19 protein-coding genes are annotated in these 20,035 nt (G+C 70.4%); 12 read left to right on the top strand and 7 right to left on the bottom strand.

The features are described from left to right. The first annotated feature begins 94 nt into the window (after positions 1 to 94). Together M878_RS75030 and M878_RS75035 are read left to right on the top strand one after the other, a co-directional pair. Complete coding sequence (locus M878_RS75030; protein WP_031225752.1) at positions 95 to 1,180, top strand: hypothetical protein; 1,086 nt, start codon at positions 95 to 97, stop codon at positions 1,178 to 1,180. After that, positions 1,177 to 2,457 carry a hypothetical protein gene (locus M878_RS75035; protein ID WP_023550004.1) on the top strand — a complete coding sequence of 427 codons (1,281 nt, stop codon included), beginning with the start codon at positions 1,177 to 1,179 and terminating at the stop codon, positions 2,455 to 2,457. The genes M878_RS75030 and M878_RS75035 overlap by 4 nt, the downstream gene beginning before the upstream one ends. Positions 2,458 to 2,662: 205 nt before the next feature. Here M878_RS75035 and M878_RS75040 read toward each other — a convergent pair whose 3' ends face one another. After that, a complete protein-coding gene (locus tag M878_RS75040; RefSeq protein WP_023550005.1) occupies positions 2,663 to 4,165 on the bottom strand; it encodes a peptide MFS transporter in 1,503 nt (500 codons plus the stop codon). 536 nt (positions 4,166 to 4,701) lie between these two features. Between M878_RS75040 and M878_RS75045 the strand changes: the two genes are divergently transcribed. Continuing rightward, positions 4,702 to 5,379 carry a response regulator transcription factor gene (locus M878_RS75045; RefSeq protein ID WP_023550006.1) on the top strand — a complete coding sequence of 226 codons (678 nt, stop codon included), beginning with the start codon at positions 4,702 to 4,704 and terminating at the stop codon, positions 5,377 to 5,379. Between the two features lie 71 nt (positions 5,380 to 5,450). Next, positions 5,451 to 6,722 (top strand): ATP-binding protein, encoded by a 1,272-nt coding sequence (locus tag M878_RS75050; protein ID WP_023550007.1) that lies wholly within the window; start codon positions 5,451 to 5,453, stop codon positions 6,720 to 6,722. Between the two features lie 18 nt (positions 6,723 to 6,740). Here M878_RS75050 and M878_RS75055 read toward each other — a convergent pair whose 3' ends face one another. Continuing rightward, on the bottom strand, positions 6,741 to 7,241 hold the full coding sequence (locus M878_RS75055) for a GtrA family protein (protein ID WP_023550008.1): 501 nt from the start codon (positions 7,239 to 7,241) through the stop codon (positions 6,741 to 6,743). 182 nt (positions 7,242 to 7,423) lie between these two features. On the opposite strand from M878_RS75055, the gene M878_RS75060 reads away from it, so the two are divergent. From M878_RS75060 to M878_RS75070, 3 genes are read left to right on the top strand one after another with little or no spacing between them, the layout of a single operon-like run. After that, complete coding sequence (locus tag M878_RS75060; RefSeq protein WP_031225756.1) at positions 7,424 to 8,575, top strand: 5-(carboxyamino)imidazole ribonucleotide synthase; 1,152 nt, start codon at positions 7,424 to 7,426, stop codon at positions 8,573 to 8,575. Next, positions 8,572 to 9,093 carry a 5-(carboxyamino)imidazole ribonucleotide mutase gene (gene purE / locus M878_RS75065; RefSeq protein ID WP_078630386.1) on the top strand — a complete coding sequence of 174 codons (522 nt, stop codon included), beginning with the start codon at positions 8,572 to 8,574 and terminating at the stop codon, positions 9,091 to 9,093. Before M878_RS75060 ends, purE begins: the two co-directional genes overlap by 4 nt. Before the next feature lie 6 nt (positions 9,094 to 9,099). Continuing rightward, positions 9,100 to 10,278, top strand: coding sequence for a dipeptidase (locus tag M878_RS75070; protein ID WP_023550011.1), 1,179 nt, complete (start codon positions 9,100 to 9,102; stop codon positions 10,276 to 10,278). Between the two features lie 237 nt (positions 10,279 to 10,515). On the opposite strand, the gene M878_RS75075 is transcribed toward M878_RS75070, so the two are convergent. Both M878_RS75075 and M878_RS75080 read right to left on the bottom strand, forming a co-directional pair. Then, positions 10,516 to 10,920 (bottom strand): VOC family protein, encoded by a 405-nt coding sequence (locus M878_RS75075; RefSeq protein ID WP_023550012.1) that lies wholly within the window; start codon positions 10,918 to 10,920, stop codon positions 10,516 to 10,518. A gap of 39 nt (positions 10,921 to 10,959) precedes the next feature. Continuing rightward, complete coding sequence (locus tag M878_RS75080; protein ID WP_023550013.1) at positions 10,960 to 11,319, bottom strand: VOC family protein; 360 nt, start codon at positions 11,317 to 11,319, stop codon at positions 10,960 to 10,962. Between the two features lie 83 nt (positions 11,320 to 11,402). Here M878_RS75080 and M878_RS75085 point away from each other — a divergent pair, with 83 nt between their 5' ends. Next, positions 11,403 to 11,912 (top strand): CGNR zinc finger domain-containing protein, encoded by a 510-nt coding sequence (locus M878_RS75085; protein ID WP_031225757.1) that lies wholly within the window; start codon positions 11,403 to 11,405, stop codon positions 11,910 to 11,912. Positions 11,913 to 12,019: 107 nt separating this feature from the next. On the opposite strand, the gene M878_RS75090 is transcribed toward M878_RS75085, so the two are convergent. Then, a complete protein-coding gene (locus M878_RS75090) occupies positions 12,020 to 13,363 on the bottom strand; it encodes a UDP-glucose dehydrogenase family protein (RefSeq protein WP_023550015.1) in 1,344 nt (447 codons plus the stop codon). Positions 13,364 to 13,543: 180 nt separating this feature from the next. Between M878_RS75090 and M878_RS75095 the strand changes: the two genes are divergently transcribed. Further along, positions 13,544 to 14,701: an acyl-CoA dehydrogenase family protein gene (locus M878_RS75095; protein WP_023550016.1), complete on the top strand. Its 1,158-nt coding sequence runs from the start codon at positions 13,544 to 13,546 to the stop codon at positions 14,699 to 14,701. A 161-nt stretch (positions 14,702 to 14,862) separates the two neighbouring features. Then, entirely contained in the window at positions 14,863 to 15,225 is a 363-nt protein-coding gene (locus M878_RS75100; protein ID WP_023550017.1) for a four-helix bundle copper-binding protein, read from the top strand. A gap of 66 nt (positions 15,226 to 15,291) precedes the next feature. Here M878_RS75100 and M878_RS75105 read toward each other — a convergent pair whose 3' ends face one another. After that, a complete protein-coding gene (locus M878_RS75105; protein WP_023550018.1) occupies positions 15,292 to 16,620 on the bottom strand; it encodes an LCP family protein in 1,329 nt (442 codons plus the stop codon). A 119-nt stretch (positions 16,621 to 16,739) separates the two neighbouring features. Here M878_RS75105 and M878_RS75110 point away from each other — a divergent pair, with 119 nt between their 5' ends. After that, the gene (locus M878_RS75110) at positions 16,740 to 17,288 is read left to right on the top strand and encodes an acyl-CoA thioesterase (protein ID WP_023550019.1); all 549 of its coding nucleotides are present in this window, start codon (positions 16,740 to 16,742) and stop codon (positions 17,286 to 17,288) included. A 26-nt stretch (positions 17,289 to 17,314) separates the two neighbouring features. Here the strand turns inward: M878_RS75110 and M878_RS75115 are convergent, their stop codons facing one another. Then, entirely contained in the window at positions 17,315 to 18,835 is a 1,521-nt protein-coding gene (locus tag M878_RS75115) for an LCP family protein (protein WP_483414719.1), read from the bottom strand. A 128-nt stretch (positions 18,836 to 18,963) separates the two neighbouring features. On the opposite strand from M878_RS75115, the gene M878_RS75120 reads away from it, so the two are divergent. Further along, positions 18,964 to 20,007, top strand: coding sequence for a glycosyltransferase family 2 protein (locus M878_RS75120; protein WP_023550021.1), 1,044 nt, complete (start codon positions 18,964 to 18,966; stop codon positions 20,005 to 20,007). Positions 20,008 to 20,035 lie beyond the last annotated feature (28 nt).

A 20,035-nucleotide genomic window follows, 5' to 3' on the forward strand; every position in this document is an offset into this window, starting at 1 on the left:
CTGGCGCTCGCGGCGCTGCCGCTGCCGCTGCCGAGGATCTGTGGCCTGGTGGCGCGTTCACGGAAGGCGCGGTGAAGTGAGCGGGAAGGTAAGGATGTTGCGGGTCCCAGCGGTGGTGGCGGTGTTTGCGCTGCTTCTGTTGCCGCTCGCCGGCCCGGCGGCCGCTGCGGACGGGCCGGTCGTGAAGCTGTCGGCGACCCAGGCCGGCACTGGCGGCTCGATCACCGCCACCGGCACCGGCTGGCGGCCGCACACGCTGCTGATGCTGCTGGTGTGTGGGCAGGCCACACCGTCCCGGGGTGTCATCGGCGGCACCAACTCGTGCGCCAACGGCGACGGCCGGGCCGTGACCACCGATGCCCAGGGCGCCTTCGGCAAGGAACTCCCAGTCGCGGAACCGCCCGTGCCCTGCCCCTGTGTGGTGCATGTGGCCACGGTCACCGGCGCCAGGGCCGAGGCGGACGCCGTCCTTGAGGTCGCCGGGCATCCCGTCGCCCCGCTGCCCGCCGAGAACACCGACGGCCGGCTGTCGATCCTTTCCGACACCCGGCTGACCGGCTCCGGCTCCCTGCTGACCTGGTTCGGCGCTCCGCCGAGCCGCACCCTGGTCTTCACCGTCGGCAACTCCGGCACCGGCACGATCAAGGACCCGATCTTCCAGGTCGGCTCCGCGCATGGGGTCTTCGCCCCGCAGTGGGACGACCGGCAGTGGCACGGCACCCTGGCGCCGGGCAAGAAAGCCGAGGTCAGCCTGCCCGTCGAGCTGTCCGCCGGAGCCCACGGCGACTACACCGTGTCCCTGAAGTACGACGGCAAGGTCCTCGCCGAACAGCCGTGGGGAGTGAGCCGCCCCTGGGGCGTGACGCTGTTCTGGCTCCTGCTCTGCGTGGTCGTACCAGCCGCGCTGTTCCGCATCGGCATGGCCGTGGTGGACCGGGTACGGCCTCGCCGCCCGGGCGGCGCTTCCCGCAGTGCCCACCGGCGACTGCCCCGGCCCGCCCTGCGGCTGCCGCTGTCGCTGCCGCGCTCCCGCACCGCTGAACCGCCCCCCTCGACCCCGACCCTGCCGTGGTTCACCCAGGACTCCGTCCCGGGCGACCCGGCCGGCCGGCTCTCCGCACCGCACCCCGACAGCCCGACGAGTCCTACGACTCCCACCAGGAAGGGACGACCCACGTGAGCATCCGAAGGAGAGGTACGGCCGCGGGCGCCGCGCTGGCGCTGAGCGGTGCGGGCGTCCTGCTGGGCCTCGCCGCATCCCCCGCGCAGGCGGCCGAGGTGGCGTTCGCCACCCACTGTGTGCCGCCGGCGGGCATCAGTCCCGTCGACGGCACCACGAAGGTCGAGATCACCGCGCCGGCCACGGCGAAGGTGGGCGACACCGTGAACGTGGTGTGGAAGTTCGTCCAGGCCGCGTCCAAGAACCCCGACATCATCGACCTGCCCGCGAACTCGGTCCAGCCGTCCGGCGTGCTCAAGGCGGCCGGCGCGCAGGTCGCCGACATCGCGATGCAGGGGCCGCGGCAGAACCCGGCGATCCCCAAGGGCGGCGACATGGTGCTGTCCGACATGAAGGGCAGCGTCAAGCTGACGACGGCCGGCGAGGTGACGCTGACCCCGGACGCGTACACCGTCAACGCGATGTCGACGGACACCAAGTGCACGCCCAAGGAGACCGTGCAGAAGGCGGCGACGATCCAGGTGACGGGCGACGGCGGGGGCAGCGGCGGCACGTCCGGCCCGACACCGACCTCGTCGACGACGCCGACGCAGTCGAGCACCCCGACCCAGTCGGCCACGCCCACCGTCACATCCAGCGGCGGCAGCGGCCAGACCGACTTCACCGGCAAGGAGGTGCAGATCCCCTACGCCTGCAAGACCCCGATCGGCGACAAGAACGCGACCTCGCCGGTGCAGATCAACGCCAAGAAGAACGGCGGGGACTTCGGCGTCACCGTGCAGTTCAAGAAGTCGGTGATGAACAGCCCCGCCGACATCCCGGCGAACTCCGTGAAGCCGTCCATGGAGGTGGTGCTGGGCGGCGCCGACAAGGGCACCGTGCATGTGGAGGGGCCGACCAACGCCAAGCCCATCAAGTCCGGCGACCCGATCGAGATCCCGGACCTCACCGGCACCTACAAGCCCGGCGCGAGCGGCAGTTCGACCCTGTCCCCGGGCGTCCTGACGGTCAAGGCGCTCGGTACGACCACGACGTGCACCCCGACCAGGACGGAGGTCTCGCTCACCCTGGACACCAGCCAGCAGCCGGGCGGCTCGTCCGGAGGCACGTCCACCTCCGGTGGCTCGACCGGCGGCAGCAGCAGCGGCTCCGGCGGCCTCGCCCAGACCGGCGCCTACGACCACGGAGCCCTGAAGGCCCTCGGCCTGGTGGCCGGCACGGCGATCCTGCTGGGGGCGGCGGTGTTCACGTTCATGCCCGGGCGGAGGACGCGCTGACCTTGGGGAACGGACCTCAAATCTTGCTGCCGGATGGGGTGAGCACTCGCCGGGCAAGTGGCAGAGCGGTGAGGGCGGTTACGCCCTCGGCTGCGCCGTCGCCGCCCTGTGGGGCGTGAAGTGCGGCTGACGCGCCGCTGAGCGTGTGAGAGGGGCGGTCCGGGTTTCCCGGACCGCCCCTCTCACGTGGGCCTCAGCCCTCGGATCAGCGCACGTCACCCATGAGTGCGATGACCTTCTTGCGGTAGGCGACGAAACCGAGGCCACCGAGCGCCGCGATGGCGCCCTGGATGGCGAACGAGGTCGTCGACAGGAAGGCATCGCCGATGAGGAGCTGGGTCAGTGCGGCCAGGCAGTCACCGGCGGTGACCGCGAGGAACCACAGACCCATCATCTGGCTCGCGTACTTCTGCGGCGCCAGCTTGGTGGTGACCGACAGGCCGACAGGGGACAGGCACAGCTCGGCCACCGTCTGGATCAGGTACACGGAGCACAGCCACAGCGGCGTGACCTTGGCGTCGCCGGAGGCGGCCGCCATGGCCAGCATCATCACGCCGAAGGAAACACCGATGCCGATCAGACCGAGGGCGAACTTCACGGTGGTGCTCGGGTTGCGCTGACCGAGCTTGATCCAAAGGGCCGCGATCACAGGCGCGAGGGCCATCACGAAGAGCGGGTTCAGCGACTGGAACCAGCTGGCCGGGAAGCCGAAGCTCCACAGCTTGTTCGAGGTGTGGTCGCTCGCGAACAGACTCAGCGTCGAGCCGGACTGGTCGTAGATCATCCAGAAGACCGCGGCGACGACGAAGAACCAGACGTAGCCGGTGATCTTGGACTTGTCGTCTGCCGTGAGCTCCTTGTCCCGGCGCATGCGGGTGAAGTAGAAGGCAGGCAGCGCCAGACCCGCGAGGGACAGCGGCCACAGGACCCAGTTGATCGTGAACGAGCCGGTGGCGGCGACGATGCCGTAGAAGACCGCGGCGGCCGCGGCCCACAGACCCGCCTTCTTCAGCAGCGCGGTCCGCTCGGTGGCGTCCACCGGCTGCGGCACCTCGTTGCTGATCGGGCTCAGGTGGCGCGTGCCGAGCAGGTACTGGGCCAGGCCCAGCGCCATGCCCACACCCGCCAGTGCAAAGCCGACGTGCCAGTTGGTGACGTCGGCGACCCAGCCGATCAGCAGCGGGGCGACGAAGGCGCCAAGGTTGATGCCCATGTAGAAGACCGTGAAGGCGCCGTCACGTCGTGCGTCGTTCCGGTCCGGGTAGAGGTGGCCGACCATCGTGGAGATGTTGGCCTTGAGCAGACCCGAGCCGACGGCGATGAAGACGAGGCCGACGAAGAAGGTCGCCTTGACCGGCACGGCGAGCAGGAAGTGCCCGATCATGATGATCGTGCCGGCGACCGCCACGGTCTTGCGCGGACCCCACAGCCGGTCGCCGATCCAACCGCCGGGCATGGCCAGCAGATAGACGGTGGCGTTGTACACCGAGTAGATCGCGGCACCGGTGGCGGCTGCGAACGCGAGCCCGCCCTTGGACGCCGGGGCGACCAAGTACAGGACGAGCAGAGCCCTCATGCCGTAGAAGCTGAACCGCTCCCACATCTCGGTCATGAAGAGAGTGGCCAGGCCGCGGGGGTGGCCGAAGAAGGTCTTCTCGGAGCCGGGGGTGCCCGGGCGGACCGAGTCCTTCGTCAGGCTGGACGCCATGGTCGTTCCTTGCTGGTCGGGACGCGCTGCTGGAGCGTGGCGCGCCCGGTGGGGGTGCGGCCGGCACCGGCAGGTCGGTCGTCCACCCCCACGCCCAGGGGGAGTCCGTCTCCGGATCACGGAGGCGGCGGACGGCGACCACCGGGATCCACGCCCCGACGCGTCGATGCGTCCGGAGCCCGGCCAGAGGTCATTCCTTTCGAGGCTGGCGTGCGCCAACCCGCACATGAAAGAGACCTTCAGCGTCAGATGCCCGCCAAAGGTCCCCGGATGTACTACAGGCGTTCACGTCACTGTACGGCAGGACACAGCCGGATATGGAAGGACTTGAGACGCGGATCACAGGTGTCGGGGGAACCGCGGGAACGGATTCGAAGGTCTCTCCTACGATCGCATCCCGGAGTAATGGTTCGGACCAGTAGTGGATCGGCGAGGGATCAGTGGGGGACCGGCGGGGGACCGGTGGGGTGCGAAGGTAAGAGTTCCTGGAAGCGATCACACCCCAGCACCGCACGCGGGCGGTCTACCATCACCTCATGACCCGTGTACTGCTCGCCGAGGACGACGCGTCCATCTCGGAGCCGCTGGCTCGCGCCCTGCGCCGGGAAGGTTACGAGGTCGAGGTGCGCGAGGACGGACCCAGCGCGCTCGACGCCGGAATGCAGGGCGGCGTCGATCTGGTCGTACTGGACCTGGGCCTGCCCGGCATGGACGGCCTGGAGGTCGCCCGCCGGCTGCGGGCCGACGGCCACACCGTGCCGATCCTCATCCTGACCGCGCGGGCCGACGAGGTGGACACCGTCGTCGGCCTGGACGCGGGCGCCGACGACTACGTCACCAAGCCCTTCCGGCTCGCCGAACTGCTCGCCCGGGTGCGGGCACTGCTCCGGCGCGGCGCCGCGGAGCCGCAGCAGCCGCCGGCCACGCACGGAGTGCGCATCGATGTCGAGTCGCACCGGGCGTGGATGGGCGACGAGGAACTGCAGCTCACCGCCAAGGAGTTCGACCTGCTGCGGGTGCTGGTGCGGGACGCCGGCCGGGTCGTCACGCGCGACCAGCTGATGCGCGAGGTCTGGGACACCACGTGGTGGTCGTCCACCAAGACCCTCGACATGCACATCTCCTGGTTGCGCAAGAAGCTGGGCGACGACGCGGCGAACCCCCGCTACATCGCGACGGTCCGTGGCGTCGGCTTCCGCTTCGAGAAGAGCTGACCCCTTCCCGGGTGGGTCCCTCCCCGGGTGGGCCCCGCCCCGGGCCCAGTGATCACTTCAGGTAACGGATCATGCGCCGACGTCTCATCCAGTCCACCCTCGCCGTCGTCCTCGTCGTGATCGCGGTCTTCGGCATCTCGCTGGTGATCGTCGAGTCGCGGACGATCAGCAACGGCGCGCAGGAGCGCGTGGATTCCGAGGCCGTACGGCTGGCCAGCATCGTGGACAGCAGGATCCTCGCCGCCGAGAGCGTCAACGCGGACGTGCTGCGCAACCCGGTCAGCAAGGACCAGTACGCGGTGATCCGCATGCCGGGCCATGACCCGATCGAGATCGGCACCAAGCCGCAGGGTGACGTGATTCACGCCACCCAGCAGGGCGAGGAGGGCGAGACGGTCACCGTGCAGGAGCCGCGCTCCGCGGTGACCCGCGAGGTCGGCCGGACCCTGCTGGTCATCGGCCTGGTGGCGCTGCTCGCGGTGGTCGCGGCCGTGCTGCTCGCCGTGCGGCAGGCCAATCGGCTCGCCTCCCCGCTGACCGACCTCGCGGAGACCGCCGAGCGGCTCGGCTCCGGCGACCCCCGCCCCCGGCACAAGCGGTACGGCGTCCCCGAGCTGGACCGGGTCGCCGATGTGCTGGACTCCTCCGCCGAGCGCATCGGCCGCATGCTGACGGCCGAGCGGCGGCTGGCCGCCGATGCCTCCCACCAGCTGCGCACCCCTCTCACCGCCCTGTCCATGCGCCTTGAGGAGATCACCCTCACCGACGACCCGGACATCGTGAAGGAAGAGGCGAACGTCGCGCTCACGCAGGTCGAGCGGCTCACCGACGTGGTCGAGCGGCTGCTGACGAACTCCCGCGACCCGCGCACCGGCTCCGCCGTCACCTTCGACCTGGACGAGGTCATCCAGCAGCAGCTGGCCGAGTGGCGGCCCGCCTACCGCAGTGCCGGCCGGGCCATCGTCAGCTCCGGCAAGCGGCATCTGCAGGCCGTCGGCACGCCGGGGGCGGTCGCCCAGGTACTGGCCGCGCTGATCGAGAACTCCCTGATGCACGGTGGCGGCACGGTCGCGCTGCGCACCCGCGTCACCGGCAACCAAGCCGTGGTCGAGGTCACCGACGAGGGTCCCGGTGTCCCGGCCGACCTCGGCGCGCGGATCTTCGAGCGGACGATCAGCGGACGGAACTCCACGGGGATCGGCCTGGCCGTCGCCCGGGACCTCGCCGAGGCCGACGGCGGCCGTCTGGAACTCCTCCAGGCCCAGCCCCCGGTCTTCGGCCTGTTCCTCTCCCGCACACCGCCGGCCCGCAAGGCGGAGGAGGACCGGCCGACGGTCCGCTGAGACCGGCTGCGAGCCCGGCTACGGAACCCGCTGCGACTTCGGCTCGGAGTGCGGCCTCTTCGACTCGGCCACCAGGATCGACTCCGCCTCCTGCGTCGGCTGCACGCGGAACACCCAGGTGCGGTACGACCAGAAACGGAACAGGGTCGCGACGCCGATGCCGACGAACTTGGAGATGTTGCTCTGCAGCGGGCTGTCCCAGCCGAGGCCGTAGGTCGCCAGGTACAGCACGCCGTTCTCGATCACCAGGCCGATCGCGCTGAAGAGGAGGAACAGCGTGAGTTCCTTGGTGCGGCCGCTCTTCTCGCGGTCCCGGTACGTCCAGTAGCGGAAGCCCACGTAGTTGAACGCGATGGCGACCACCGTCGCGATGATGCTGGCGCGCACCACCGGCAGATCGGAGACATGGCGGACCAGGTTGAACACGCCGAGGTTGACGAAGATGCCCGCAACGCCGACGGTGCCGAACTTGGCCACCTCGCGTCCGAGCCGTCGCAGCCCCGAGGAACGAGGTTCCATGGCCGTGCAGCTCCCGTCGGTAGGTTTTGTCAGCCCCGCCATGCTAACCAGACGGAGTAGCCGACGCCTCCGGACTGGGTCATAGCTCGGAAACAGGTCGGAAAGAGCGCGGAAAGTGGCGGGTAAGAGATCCCCAGAGGGACGCGAACCGGTCGCCCCGGCGTGGCCGATACGCTAGGGGTGTGACGTTCCCGGTAGTCGGCATGGTCGGCGGGGGGCAGCTCGCGCGTATGACGCACGAGGCGGGCATCCCGTTGGGCATCAGGTTCAAGCTCCTCAGTGACACCCCTCAGGATTCCGCGGCGCAGGTCGTGAGCGATGTCGTCATCGGCGACTACCGCGATCTGGACACGCTGCGTGAGTTCGCGCGCGGCTGTGACGTGATCACCTTCGATCACGAGCACGTGCCGATCGAGCACCTCAGGGCCCTGGAAGCGGACGGCATCCCCGTGCGCCCGGGGCCCGACGCGCTGGTGCACGCCCAGGACAAGGGCGTGATGCGCGCGAAGCTCGACGCGATCGGCATCCCGTGCCCGCGGCACCGGATCGTCACCGACCCGGAGGACGTGGTCCGGTTCGCGGCCGAGGGGGACGGCTTCCCGGTCGTGCTGAAGACCGTCCGCGGCGGCTACGACGGCAAGGGCGTGTGGGTCGTGGAGACCCCAGAGGAAGCCACCGACCCGTTCCGGGCCGGCGTCCCGGTCCTCGCCGAGGAGAAGGTCGACTACGTCCGCGAGCTGGCCGCGTGCGTCGTACGGTCCCCGCACGGCCAGGCCGTCGCCTACCCGGTGGTGGAGTCCCGGCAGGTCGGCGGCGTCTGCGACACGGTCATAGCCCCCGCCCCGGACCTGGACGACTCCCTCGCGCTGCAGGCCGAGCGGATGGCCCTGACCATCGCCAAGGAGCTGGACGTCGTCGGGCATCTCGCGGTCGAGCTGTTCCAGACCCGCAATGCCGACGGATCTTCCAGTGTCCTCGTCAACGAACTCGCGATGCGCCCGCACAACTCCGGTCACTGGACCCAGGACGGCGCGATCACCTCGCAGTTCGCCAACCACGTCCGCGCGATCCTCGACCTCCCGCTCGGCGACCCGCGCCCGCGCGCCAAGTGGACGGTCATGGTCAACGTCCTCGGCGGCGACTACCCGGACATGTACTCCGCGTACTTGCACTGCATGGCCCGCGACCCCAAGCTCAAGATCCATATGTACGGCAAGGACGTGAAGCCGGGCCGCAAGGTCGGACACGTCAACACCTACGGCGACGACCTGGACGACGTGCTGGAGCGCGCCCGTCACGCAGCCGGCTATCTGAGAGGCACGATCACCGAATGAGCCCTGTTGTTGGCATCGTCATGGGGTCGGACTCCGACTGGCCCGTCATGGAGGCCGCCGCCAAGGCGCTGGACGAGTTCGAGATCGCCTACGAGGTCGACGTCGTCTCCGCGCACCGCATGCCCCGCGAGATGGTCACGTACGGCGAGCAGGCCGCCGACCGCGGTCTGAAGGTGATCATCGCCGGTGCGGGCGGCGCCGCCCATCTGCCGGGCATGCTCGCCTCGGTGACCCCGCTGCCGGTCATCGGTGTGCCGGTGCCACTGAAGTACCTCGACGGCATGGACTCGCTGCTGTCCATCGTGCAGATGCCGGCCGGTGTGCCGGTCGCCACGGTCTCCGTCGCCGGTGCCCGCAACGCGGGCCTGCTCGCGGCCCGCATCCTCGCCACGCACGACGAGGACCTGCAGCACAAGATGCGCGACTTCCAGCAGGACCTGAACGACCAGGCCACCGAGAAGGGCAAGCGGCTGCGCGCCAAGGTCGAGGGGTCGAGCGGCTTCGGCTTCGGGAAGTAAGACGTAATGACCTCACTGGACGAAGCACGGTCCCTGCTGCGCGAGTTCCCGGTCGTCGACGGCCACAACGACCTGCCGTGGGCGCTGCGCGAACAGGTCCGCTACGACCTCGACGCCCGCGACATCTCCGTACACCAGAACGCCCACCTGCACACCGACATCCCACGGCTGCGCGAGGGCGGGGTCGGGGCGCAGTACTGGTCGGTGTATGTGCGCTCGGACCTTCCGGGTGCGGTGCCGGCGACCCTCGAACAGATCGACTGCGTACGGCAGTTGATCGCCCGGAACCCCGCCGACCTGCGGGCCGCGCTGACCGCCGCCGACATGGAGGCGGCGCGGGCCGAGGGCCGTATCGCCTCCCTGATGGGCGCGGAGGGCGGGCACTCGATCGGCAACTCCCTCGGCACCCTGCGCGGTCTGTACGAGCTGGGCGTGCGCTACATGACGCTCACCCACAACGACAACAACGACTGGGCGGACTCGGCGACCGACGAGCCGAAGGCCGGCGGCCTGTCGGCCTTCGGCCGCGAGGTGGTCCGGGAGATGAACCGCCTCGGCATGCTGGTCGACCTGTCCCATGTGGCGCCCACGACGATGCACGCCGCGCTGGACACCACGTCCGCGCCGGTGATCTTCTCGCACTCCTCGGCCCGCGCGGTGTGCGACCACCCGCGCAACATCCCCGACGACGTGCTGGAGCGGCTGCCCGCCAACGGTGGTGTGGCGATGGTGACGTTCGTGCCGAAGTTCGTGCTCCAGGCGGCCGTCGCATGGACGGCGGCGGCCGACGAGAACATGCGCGCCCACGGCTTCCACCACCTCGACACCAGCGCCGAGGCGATGAAGGTGCACCACGCGTTCGAGGAGCGCAATCCGCGTCCGGTCGCCACGGTGTCGACGGTGGCGGACCATCTGGACCACATGCGCGAGGTGGCCGGCATCGACCACCTGGGCATCGGCGGCGACTACGACGGCACCGCGTTCACCCCGGACGGCCTCAGCGACGTCTCCGGCTACCCGAACCTGCTCGCCGAGCTGCTGGACCGCGGCTGGTCCAGGACCGACCTGGCCAAGCTGACCTGGCAGAACGCGGTGCGGGTGCTGGGCGCGGCGGAGGACGTGGCCCGTGATCTTCAGACCATGCGCGCCCCGTCCAACGCCACCATCGAGTCGCTGGACGGCTGAGCAAGTACGCGGCCGGGCTGCACAGAGAGAAGATCCGGCGGCTGCTGCCCTGCATGCGCGACCGCGACGGCGGACCTCCTCGATCGCCACCCCCGGCTGGTCGCCGACCTCGCCGCCGAACGCGACCGCAGCGACCACATGATCGCCGGCCTGAAGCGCTCCCGGGAGACCGTGGACGAGGTGATCCGGACGGACAGAGAGGCCTGACGACCGAGGAGCCGGACGGCCAGGGCTGCCTCAGGCGAGTCCCTCCGGCTGCTCGATCCGGCACAGGCAGAACGGATGCCCGGCCGGATCGGCGTACACCTGGAAGTCCTTGGTCTCCCGGTCCTCCAGATCCAGCGGCCGCGCCCCCAGCGCGAGCACCCGCTCATGGGCCGCGTCGACATCCGCCCAGGTCGGGCCCGCGTCGAAGTCGAGATGGAACTGCTGGCCGTTGCGGTCCGCGCGGGGCCACTCCGGCGGGGTGTACCCCTCGACCCGCTGGAAGCCCAGCCGCGGCCCGTCCGGCACCCGCAGCACGACCCACTCGTCGTCCTCGGCCTGCGGGCTGCCCCCGGCCACCGCCGCGTAGAAGGCGGCCAGCGCATGCGGATCGGGGCAGTCGAGCACGACGTTACGAAAACGGGCGACGGACGACATAGGTCCTCCTTCGGGTCGGCTGTCCTTCTTCGGGCCGGCTCAGCAGGCACAGAGGCAGAACGGGTGCCCCGCGGGGTCGGCGTACACGCGGAAGGTCCGCTCCCGGTCCTCGGCGTCCAGTGGCCGCGCCCCCAGCTCCAGCACGCCCTTCTCGGCCGCGTCCAGGTCCTCCACCGTCAGGTCCAGATGGAACTGCTGGGAGTCCACCGGCGCGGGCCACTTCGGCGGCACGTACCCCGGCGCCCGCTGAAAGGCCAGCGCCGGCCCTCCGGGCACCGCCAGGTCCACCCACTCGCCGTCCCCCTCCACCGTGCCGCCCAGCACTCCGGCGTAGAAACCGGCCAGCGCACGGGGATCAGGACAGTCCAGTACCACGACACCGAGCTTGGCGAGAGCCATGACTACCTCCTTGGGTTACCTATAGAAGCGGGCAACCGGTAACGGTTACTGCATGCTCCCGCATGAGAGGTAACGTCGCAAGCGTGAATGAGAGATCGGCCGCCCCCGGAGCCTTGGCGCTGGTCGAGTCCCTGGTCAACACGCTGGACATCGAGACGGGCCATGACTCGCTGGACACGGCGGACGGCCGGGCGCGCTTCGGGGTCGCCGAGAAGGAGCTGGCCGAGGCGCGGGAGCTGCGGGAGTCGCTGCGGGCCGCGCTGCTCGCGCACGCCGGGCACCGGCCGCACCGCGAGGTGACCCCGCTCGGCGAACTGCTGTCCCGCGTGCCCCTGTACGTCGCCGTCGACGAGCGGGACGGCTCCGCCGGCTTCGCGGCCCCCGCGGCCGGCGCACCGCTGCTCACCCGGATCGCCGCCGCCGTCGCCGAGGCACTGGTCGCGGGGACCTGGACCCGCCTGAAGGCCTGCGAGGCCGAGACCTGCCACTGGGCGTACTACGACCGCAGCCCGGCCGGACGCGGCCGCTGGTGCTCCATGCAGGTGTGCGGGGCGCGGGCGAAGATGCGGCGGTACCGGGCCAAGGAGGGGTAGGACACGGGGAGTTCGGCGGCCACGCCCGTGTCCGGTGGTGCAGAATGCCGAAAGACGCCGGTTCGGCCGACTGAGCCTCGGCCGAACCGGCGTCGCCCGTACCGCGGTTATGCCGTCGGGCGGCCCATCGCCCGGTACGTCCAGCCCGCCCGCCGCCACAGCTCCGGGTCGAGGGCGTTGCGGCCGTCCAGGATCAGGCGGGCCGACGTGACCTCGCCGAGTGCCGCCGGGTCCAGCTCGCGGAACTCCCGCCACTCGGTGAGGTGCAGCACGGCGTCGGCGCCGCGCACCGCCTCCAGCGCCGAGCCGGCGTAGCCGAGGGTCGGGAACACCTTGCGGGCGTTGGCCATGCCCTTCGGGTCGTACACCGTGACCTGGCCGCCCTGCAGATGGATCTGGCCGGCCACGTTCAGCGCGGGCGAGTCGCGGACGTCGTCCGAGTCGGGCTTGAAGGTGGCGCCGAGCACCGCGACCCGCTTGCCGAGGAAGGAGCCGCCGCCGAGCGCCTCCCGGGTCATCTCCACCATCGCGCCACGCCGGCGCATGTTGATGGAGTCGATCTCGCGCAGGAAGGTCAGCGCCTGGTCCGCGCCCAGCTCGCCCGCCCGCGCCATGAACGCCCGGATGTCCTTCGGCAGACAGCCGCCGCCGAAGCCGATCCCGGCGCGCAGGAACTTGGCCCCGATCCGGTCGTCGTGCCCGATGGCCTCCGCCAGCTTCGCCACGTCACCGCCGCCGGCCTCGCACACCTCCGCCATCGCGTTGATGAAGGAGATCTTGGTGGCGAGGAAGGAGTTCGCGGCCGTCTTCACCAGCTCGGCGGTCGGGAAGTCGGTCACGACGAACGGCGTGCCCTCACCGATCGGGGTCGCGTACACCTCCCGCAGCAGCTTCTCGGCGCGCTCGCTGCGCACGCCCGCCACGATCCGGTCCGGGTGCAGGGTGTCCTGGACGGCGAAGCCCTCGCGCAGGAACTCCGGGTTCCAGGCCAGCTCGGCGTCACCGCCCGCCGGCGCGTGCCCGGCCAGGTAGGCGGCGAGACGATCGGCCGAGCCGACCGGCACGGTCGACTTGCCGACGACCAGGGCCGGACCGTGCAGATGCGGGGCGAGCGAGGAGATCGCGGAGTCGACGTACGACATGTCGCAGGCGTACTCGCCGTGCTTCTGCGGGGTGTTGACGCAGACGAAGTGCACATCGCCGAACGCGCCGACCTCGGCCCAGTCGGTGGTGAAGCGCAGCCGTCCCGTGGACCCCTCGATACCGGCTACATGCCTGCGCAGCAGCTCTTCGAGACCCGGCTCGTACATCGGGGTCTCGCCGCGCTCCAGCATGGCGATCTTCTCCGGTACGACATCGAGCCCCAGCACCTCGAAGCCCAGCTCGGCCATGGCCGCGGCGTGCGTGGCGCCCAGATATCCGGTGCCGATCACGGTGATCTTCAGGCTCATGGATGTGCTCCAGATCGGGTACGTCGGGGATGCCGAGCCGAGCATAGTCGGGCCGCCCACCGGGCAATTTCCCCGCTGTCGCGTAGCTCACGTAGGCGTGCTGCGGGCTGGCCTCTAAAATTTGAGTTACTTAACGGTAATTAGCGTCAGAATCACTGCGTCTTTGGAGCGTGAGACACCGTGGCCGGATCGGCTGACTTCGACCTGTACCGCCCGTCCGAGGAGCACGACATGCTCCGCGACGCCGTCCGCTCCCTGGTCGAGGCGAAGATCGCGCCGTACGCCGCGGCGGTGGACGAGGAGGCCCGCTTCCCGCAGGAGGCCCTCGACGCCCTGGTGGCCAACGACCTGCACGCGGTGCACGTACCCGAGGAGTACGGCGGCGCCGGCGCCGACGCGCTCGCCACGGTCATCGTGATCGAGGAGGTGGCGCGTGCCTGCGTCTCCTCCTCCCTGATCCCGGCCGTGAACAAGCTCGGCTCGCTCCCGGTGATCCTCTCCGGCGGCGAGGAGCTGAAGAAGAAGTACCTGACCCCGCTCGCCAAGGGCGACGCGATGTTCTCGTACTGCCTCTCCGAGCCGGAGGCGGGCTCGGACGCGGGCGGCATGAAGACCAAGGCGGTCCGCGACGGCGACCACTGGATCCTCAACGGCGTCAAGCGCTGGATCACCAACGCCGGCGTCTCCGAGTACTACACGGTCATGGCGGTCACCGACCCGGAGAAGCGCACCAAGGGCATCTCCGCCTTCGTCGTCGAGAAGTCGGACGAGGGCGTCTCCTTCGGCGCCCCGGAGAAGAAGCTCGGCATCAAGGGCTCCCCGACCCGCGAGGTCTACTTCGACAACGTCCGCATCCCCGCCGACCGCATGATCGGCGAGGAGGGCACGGGCTTCATGACCGCCATGAAGACCCTGGACCACACCCGCATCACCATCGCCGCGCAGGCGCTCGGTGTCGCGCAGGGCGCCTTCGACTACGCCAAGGGCTATGTCCACGAGCGCAAGCAGTTCGGCAAGGCGATCGCCGACTTCCAGGGCATCCAGTTCATGCTCGCCGACATGTCGATGAAGATCTCGGCGGCCCGCGCCCTCACCTACCAGGCCGCCGCCGCCTCCGAGCGCGGCGACGCCGACCTCACCTACCTGGGCGCCGCCGCCAAGTGCTTCGCCTCGGACGTGGCGATGGAGGTCACCACGGACGCCGTCCAGCTGCTCGGCGGCTACGGCTACACCCGTGACTACCCGGTGGAGCGCATGATGCGCGACGCCAAGATCACGCAGATTTATGAGGGCACGAATCAGGTTCAGCGGATCGTCATGGCCCGCAACCTGCCGTAGCGGCAAGGGAGTCACCCGCTCGTCGAAAGGCGCCCTCCGGGGCGCCTTTCCGCTGTCCGGGCACACCTGCCGACCGGTCGGTCACATGCGGGGCGGGCCGCGGGGACGTAGGACGGAAGCACACGGGACCCGTCCCGGGTCCCCGCCTTCGAGGAGGAGCCATGACCCAGCCCGGAACGATGACGCCCATGACCCAGCAGATGCAGGACTGCGTCAACGCCTGCATGGCCGCGCACACCATGTGCGAGGAGACCATGAGTACCTGCATGCAGAAGGGCGGCCAGGCCCAGATGCAGATCATGCGCGCCCTCATGGACTGCTCCGAGACGACCCGTATGTGCGCCGACATGATGATGCGCCGCTCGCCCATGTCGGGCGACATGTGCGCGATGTGCGCCAAGACCTGCGACATGTGTGCCGACGCGTGTATGGCGATGCCGGACGACCCGCAGATGATGCGCTGCGCGGAGGCGTGTCGCCGCGCAGCGGAGATGTGCCGCGCCATGGCGGGCGCCAAGATGTGAGGCCCGCCTGAACGCGGTCGAGGGCACCCGCGCGGGTGCCCTCGACCGCGTTCAGGCGGGTGTCCGTCAGTTGCCAGAGACGGTGACCTTCTGGTCGTTGTTCAGCTCGTCCACCAGGGTCTTGACCTTCGCCTTGTCCCAGACGAGGTTGCCGCCGACGGAGCCGGAGATCGGCATGTTCAGGGACGTGCCGCCACCGCCCTGGACGCCCTTCATCGCCCAGAACATCGAGGCCAGGTCCCACAGGGACATGTCCTTGTCGACGATCAGGGAGTCCAGGCCCGCGCCCATCACCGGGTAGAACGTGAAGGGGTTCAGGACCGTCGACGGGGTGGCCACCTGGTGGGCCAGCGCCGACAGGAACTTCTGCTGGTTCTTGGTGCGCTGCAGGTCGGAGGCGGCGAAGGCGTGCCGGGTGCGGACGAAGGCGAGGGCCTGCTGACCGTTCAGGGTCTGCTCGCCCGCCTTGAAGTCGGCGCCGGACCACTTGTCCTTGAAGCCCTTGTCGATGTTGATGTCGACACCGCCGACCGCGTCCACGATGTTCGCGAAGCCCTGGAAGCCGATCTCCACGTAGTGGTCGATGTGCAACCCGGTGTTGGCCTCGATCGTGCGGACCAGCAGGGTCGGGCCGTCCTCGGCGTAGGTCGCGTTGAGCTTCTCCTGCCGGCCCTGCGCCGGGTAGACCTTCCCGGACGTCGAGCCCTTGTACGACGGGACGGTCACGTTCGAGTCGCGCGGCAGCGAGACCAGCGTGTCCCCGTTGTCGCCGACGTGCAGGATCATCATCGAGTCGGTGCGCTTGCCCTCGGCGGCACCGGTGTGCAGCCTCTGCTCGTCCGCCTTGGTCATGCCCTCGCGGCTGTCCGAGCCGACGATCAGGTAGTTCGTGCCCGAGCCCGACGCGGGCCGGTCGATGACCTGGGACAGGTCGACCTCGCGGCGCAGCTTGGAGTCGGCCCAGAAGTAGGTCGCGACGGATGTGACGACCAGCACGGTCGCCAGCGTGATCACGGTCCACTTGATCCGGCGCCGCCAGTTGGCGCGCGGCCGGTAGTGATCGAGCTCCGGGTCCGGGTCGTTGTCGTTGGGCACGAAGCCGCCGCCGCGCCGGCCGCCGCCGCCGTACACCTGCCCGGTGTTGTAGCCGCTGTCGTAGCCGGCGCCCTCGTCGTGTCCCCGGCCGTCCACGTACGACGGCTGCTGCGGGATTGCGGTCCCGTACGGCGGTGCCGCCGGGCCGGGGTCGCCGTACGAGCGCTGGCCGGGCGGTACCGCCGGGCCGCGCCGCACCTGACGCATCGCACGCGCGCCCTCCGGCTGCGCGCCGGCGCTTCCGCGTCCGTACCGGGGTCCGCCGTTGTTGTCGGACCATCCCTCGGGCCAGTCAGTCATGCGCCCCAGTGTGCAGGGCAACGCCGTGTGCCTTACAAGGGCTGTCGGAAAATAGGAGCGGCGCTGTTGCGAAGCCAACACAAATTCCGCGATTGTCACATCGGCATAAGGTGGACGGCATGACAGACCAGGTCACGGACCCGGAACCGGACATCCCCGGCAAGCCGACGTCCGCCTCGCGCACCACTCTCAGCCACATCATGACCCACAACGACACCAACCTCCTGGGGACGGTGCACGGCGGGGTGATCATGAAGCTGGTCGACGACGCGGCGGGCGCGGTGGCGGGCCGGCACTCCGGCGGCCCCGCCGTCACCGCGTCCATGGACGAGATGGCCTTCCTGGAGCCGGTCCGCGTCGGTGACCTGGTCCATGTGAAGGCCCAGGTCAACTGGACCGGCCGGACCTCCATGGAGGTCGGCGTACGGGTCCTCGCCGAGCGCTGGAACGAGTCGGCCCCGGCCACCCAGGTCGGCTCCGCCTACCTGGTCTTCGCCGCCGTCGACGCCGACGGCAAGCCGCGCCCGGTGCCGCCGGTCGTCCCGGAGACCGACCGCGACCGCCGCCGCTACCAGGAGGCCCAGATCCGCCGCACCCACCGCCTGGCCCGCCGCCGCGCCATCCGCGAGCTACGCGAGAAGAGACTGGCCGAGGGGTTCGAGGACTAGGGCCTGTCCGGCCCCGCAGACAGCGCTCAGCAGAGCACCTCGTCGCCGCGCAGCACGTTCTGCTGCGGTTGTGCCGGGTCGTCGAAGCGGACCTTGCGGACGTCCTTGAAGTCGGCTCCGGCGGTCACCTTCAGCAGGGGGCCCTGGCCCGGCGCCGGGTGCAGTTCGCTGCCCGGCAGGGCGGCGGCCAGGGCGCGGGCGGAGCGGTCCCAGCGGGGGTCGTAGAAGATCACCGTGTGCGGCACAAGGGCCGGGGCGGTCACCGGCTGGCGGGTCGTGGCGAAGCCGGTCGCCGCGAGCGCCGCGTCGACCCGCCCCGCGAGGCCGACCGTACCGGTGCCGTTCGCCACCTGGACCCGGATCTGCCGCGGGTCCACGTCCACCGACGCCGGCGCGGGGGTGTGGGCGTGGTGCGGCTGGTCCCCGGTGAGCGGCTTGTCGTCGCGCAGGGCCGTGAAGAGCTGGTCCGCCTTGGCCTGGTCCCACTTCAGGGTCGAGCCGATGCCCTTGACGTCGTAGTTCATCTGCGCGATGGGCACGGTGGTGAACTCGGAGGAGGACGGAGAGAAGTCCCGCATGGCCCGGCCGAGGTCGAGCAGCTCGTCCGCGCCGAAGCCCTCGTCGGCGCGGACCGAGCCGAGCACCGCCCGGGTGACGTCCCGGAACCGCATCGGGTTCAGCAGCACCCCGGAGGAGGTGGCCCGCTCGATCAGCGCGGCCAGGAACTGCTGCTGCCGCTTCATCCGGCCCAGGTCGCTCGCCCCGTCGATGTGCCGGGCCCGCACATACTGCAGGGCCTGCCCGCCGGCGAGGGTGTGGGTGCCCGGGGCGAGGTCGAGGCCCGTGTAGGAGTCCTTCAGCGGGGTCGCCGTACAGATCTTCACCCCGCCCAGGACGTCCACGGTCTTCATGAAGCTGTTGAAGTCGACCTCCAGATAGTGGTCGATCTTCACATGGGTCATGTTCTCGACCGTGCGGATCGTCAGCCCGGGGCCGCCCTCGGCATAGGCCGCGTTGAGCCTGATCGGATGCGATGCGGGCGGCTCTCCGGAGGCGTCGTCGGTGCGCTCGGGCACCTCGGCGAAGGAGTCGCGCGGCAGGCTCACCACGGTGGCCCGGTCCCGGTTCTCCGAGATGTGCACGATCATCATCGTGTCCGTGCAGTGGCAGGGCACCCCGCCCAGCCGGAACTGCCGCCGCTCCTGCTCGGTGATCTTGTCGCGGCCGTCGGTGCCGACCAGCAGCACGTTCGTGCCGTGGCCCGCGCTGGGCCGGTTCTTCATGTCCTTGAAGGCGTCGACCCGGGCGATGCCCGCGTCCAGGCTGCTGATCACCGCGTGCCCGATCCCGGCGGAGGCGAGCACCAGCACGGACAGCGTGGTCACCGCCCGCATCGCCCAGCGGGGCCGCCGCGGCGGTCGTACGGACCGCACCGGCCGTGCGGGCGGGGGCGGCACACGGCGGGGCGGCTGCGGTCGGCGCTGCGGACTGGGGGCACCTCCCACGCTCCTGGCAGTGGAGGAGGGGGACCGGGGCGGGCTGGCCAAGAAGGACACCTCCGGACGAGGCCGTACGTGGGAGCCGTGAGCACCGTAGGCCGATACGATCTCCAGCCCGGGCCTACGCCCCGGCGGCGCGCACCGGTGTCCCCCGTTCGCGGTAACGTGAGCCCCCTATGAACGCCAAGCCCGACGTGCGGCTCCCCGCTGTTTCCGTGATCATGCCCGTCCTCAACGAGGAGCGGCATCTGCGCGGGGCCGTCCAAGCGATCCTCGCGCAGGAGTACGCCGGCGAGCTGGAGGTCGTCATCGCCCTCGGTCCGTCCACGGACCGCACGGACGAGATCGCGGCCGAGCTGGTGCACGAAACCGCAGCCCATGAGAGCAAGCGCGTCCACACGGTCCCGAATCCCAGCGGCCGCACGCCCGCCGCGCTGAACGCCGCGATCAAGGCCTCCCGGCACCCGATCGTGGTCCGTGTCGACGGCCATGGCATGCTCTCGCCGAACTACATCGCCACCGCCGTCCGGCTCCTCACGGAGACTGGCGCGCAGAACGTCGGCGGCATCATGCACGCCGAGGGCGAGAACGACTGGGAGCACGCGGTCGCCGCCGCGATGACCTCGAAGATCGGTGTCGGCAACGCCGCCTTCCACACGGGCGGCGAGGCGGGCCCGGCCGAGACCGTCTACCTCGGCGTCTTCCGCCGCGAGGCCCTGGAGCAACAGGGCGGCTACAACGAGGAGTTCATCCGCGCCCAGGACTGGGAGCTGAACTTCCGGATCAGGGAAGCGGGCGGACTCGTCTGGTTCTCGCCCGAGCTGCGCGTGTCGTACCGGCCGCGGCCCTCGGTGCGGGCGCTGGCCAAGCAGTACAAGGACTACGGCCGCTGGCGGCACGTCGTGGCCCGCTACCACTCCGGCTCCATCAACCTGCGCTACCTCGCCCCGCCGACGGCGGTCTGCGCGATAGCGGCCGGGATCGTGGCCGGCGTGGCGCTCACCCCGTGGGGCTTCGCCGTCCCCGGCGGCTATCTGGCGGCCATCGCCGCGGGCTCCGTCCTGGCGGGCAAGGGGCTGCCCCTGAAGGCCCGGCTGCAGATCCCGGTGGCCCTGGCCACCATGCACATGTGCTGGGGCTGGGGCTTCCTGACCAGCCCGAAGTCGCTGGCGAAGAAGGTCATCGCGTCACGGCGCCCGGCGGTGCTCAGCTCGCGCTGAAGCACGACGTGCACTGACCCCAACGGCC

Origin of the sequence: Streptomyces roseochromogenus subsp. oscitans DS 12.976, from assembly GCF_000497445.1 — a bacterium.
Lineage (GTDB): Bacteria > Actinomycetota > Actinomycetes > Streptomycetales > Streptomycetaceae > Streptomyces > Streptomyces oscitans.

Excerpts from the sequence above, each read along its gene's own strand:
- M878_RS75120 (WP_023550021.1), top strand. The coding sequence starts at position 18,964 with ATGAACGCCAAGCCCGACGTGCGGCTCCCCGCTGTTTCCGTGATCATG.
- M878_RS75070 (WP_023550011.1), top strand. The coding sequence starts at position 9,100 with ATGACCTCACTGGACGAAGCACGGTCCCTGCTGCGCGAGTTCCCGGTC.
- M878_RS75045 (WP_023550006.1), top strand. The coding sequence starts at position 4,702 with ATGACCCGTGTACTGCTCGCCGAGGACGACGCGTCCATCTCGGAGCCG.
- M878_RS75110 (WP_023550019.1), top strand. The coding sequence starts at position 16,740 with ATGACAGACCAGGTCACGGACCCGGAACCGGACATCCCCGGCAAGCCG.
- M878_RS75050 (WP_023550007.1), top strand. The coding sequence starts at position 5,451 with ATGCGCCGACGTCTCATCCAGTCCACCCTCGCCGTCGTCCTCGTCGTG.
- M878_RS75090 (WP_023550015.1), bottom strand. The coding sequence starts at position 13,363 with ATGAGCCTGAAGATCACCGTGATCGGCACCGGATATCTGGGCGCCACG.
- M878_RS75100 (WP_023550017.1), top strand. The coding sequence starts at position 14,863 with ATGACCCAGCCCGGAACGATGACGCCCATGACCCAGCAGATGCAGGAC.
- M878_RS75105 (WP_023550018.1), bottom strand. The coding sequence starts at position 16,620 with ATGACTGACTGGCCCGAGGGATGGTCCGACAACAACGGCGGACCCCGG.
- M878_RS75055 (WP_023550008.1), bottom strand. The coding sequence starts at position 7,241 with ATGGAACCTCGTTCCTCGGGGCTGCGACGGCTCGGACGCGAGGTGGCC.
- M878_RS75075 (WP_023550012.1), bottom strand. The coding sequence starts at position 10,920 with ATGTCGTCCGTCGCCCGTTTTCGTAACGTCGTGCTCGACTGCCCCGAT.
- M878_RS75030 (WP_031225752.1), top strand. The coding sequence starts at position 95 with ATGTTGCGGGTCCCAGCGGTGGTGGCGGTGTTTGCGCTGCTTCTGTTG.
- M878_RS75080 (WP_023550013.1), bottom strand. The coding sequence starts at position 11,319 with ATGGCTCTCGCCAAGCTCGGTGTCGTGGTACTGGACTGTCCTGATCCC.
- purE (WP_078630386.1), top strand. The coding sequence starts at position 8,572 with ATGAGCCCTGTTGTTGGCATCGTCATGGGGTCGGACTCCGACTGGCCC.
- M878_RS75040 (WP_023550005.1), bottom strand. The coding sequence starts at position 4,165 with ATGGCGTCCAGCCTGACGAAGGACTCGGTCCGCCCGGGCACCCCCGGC.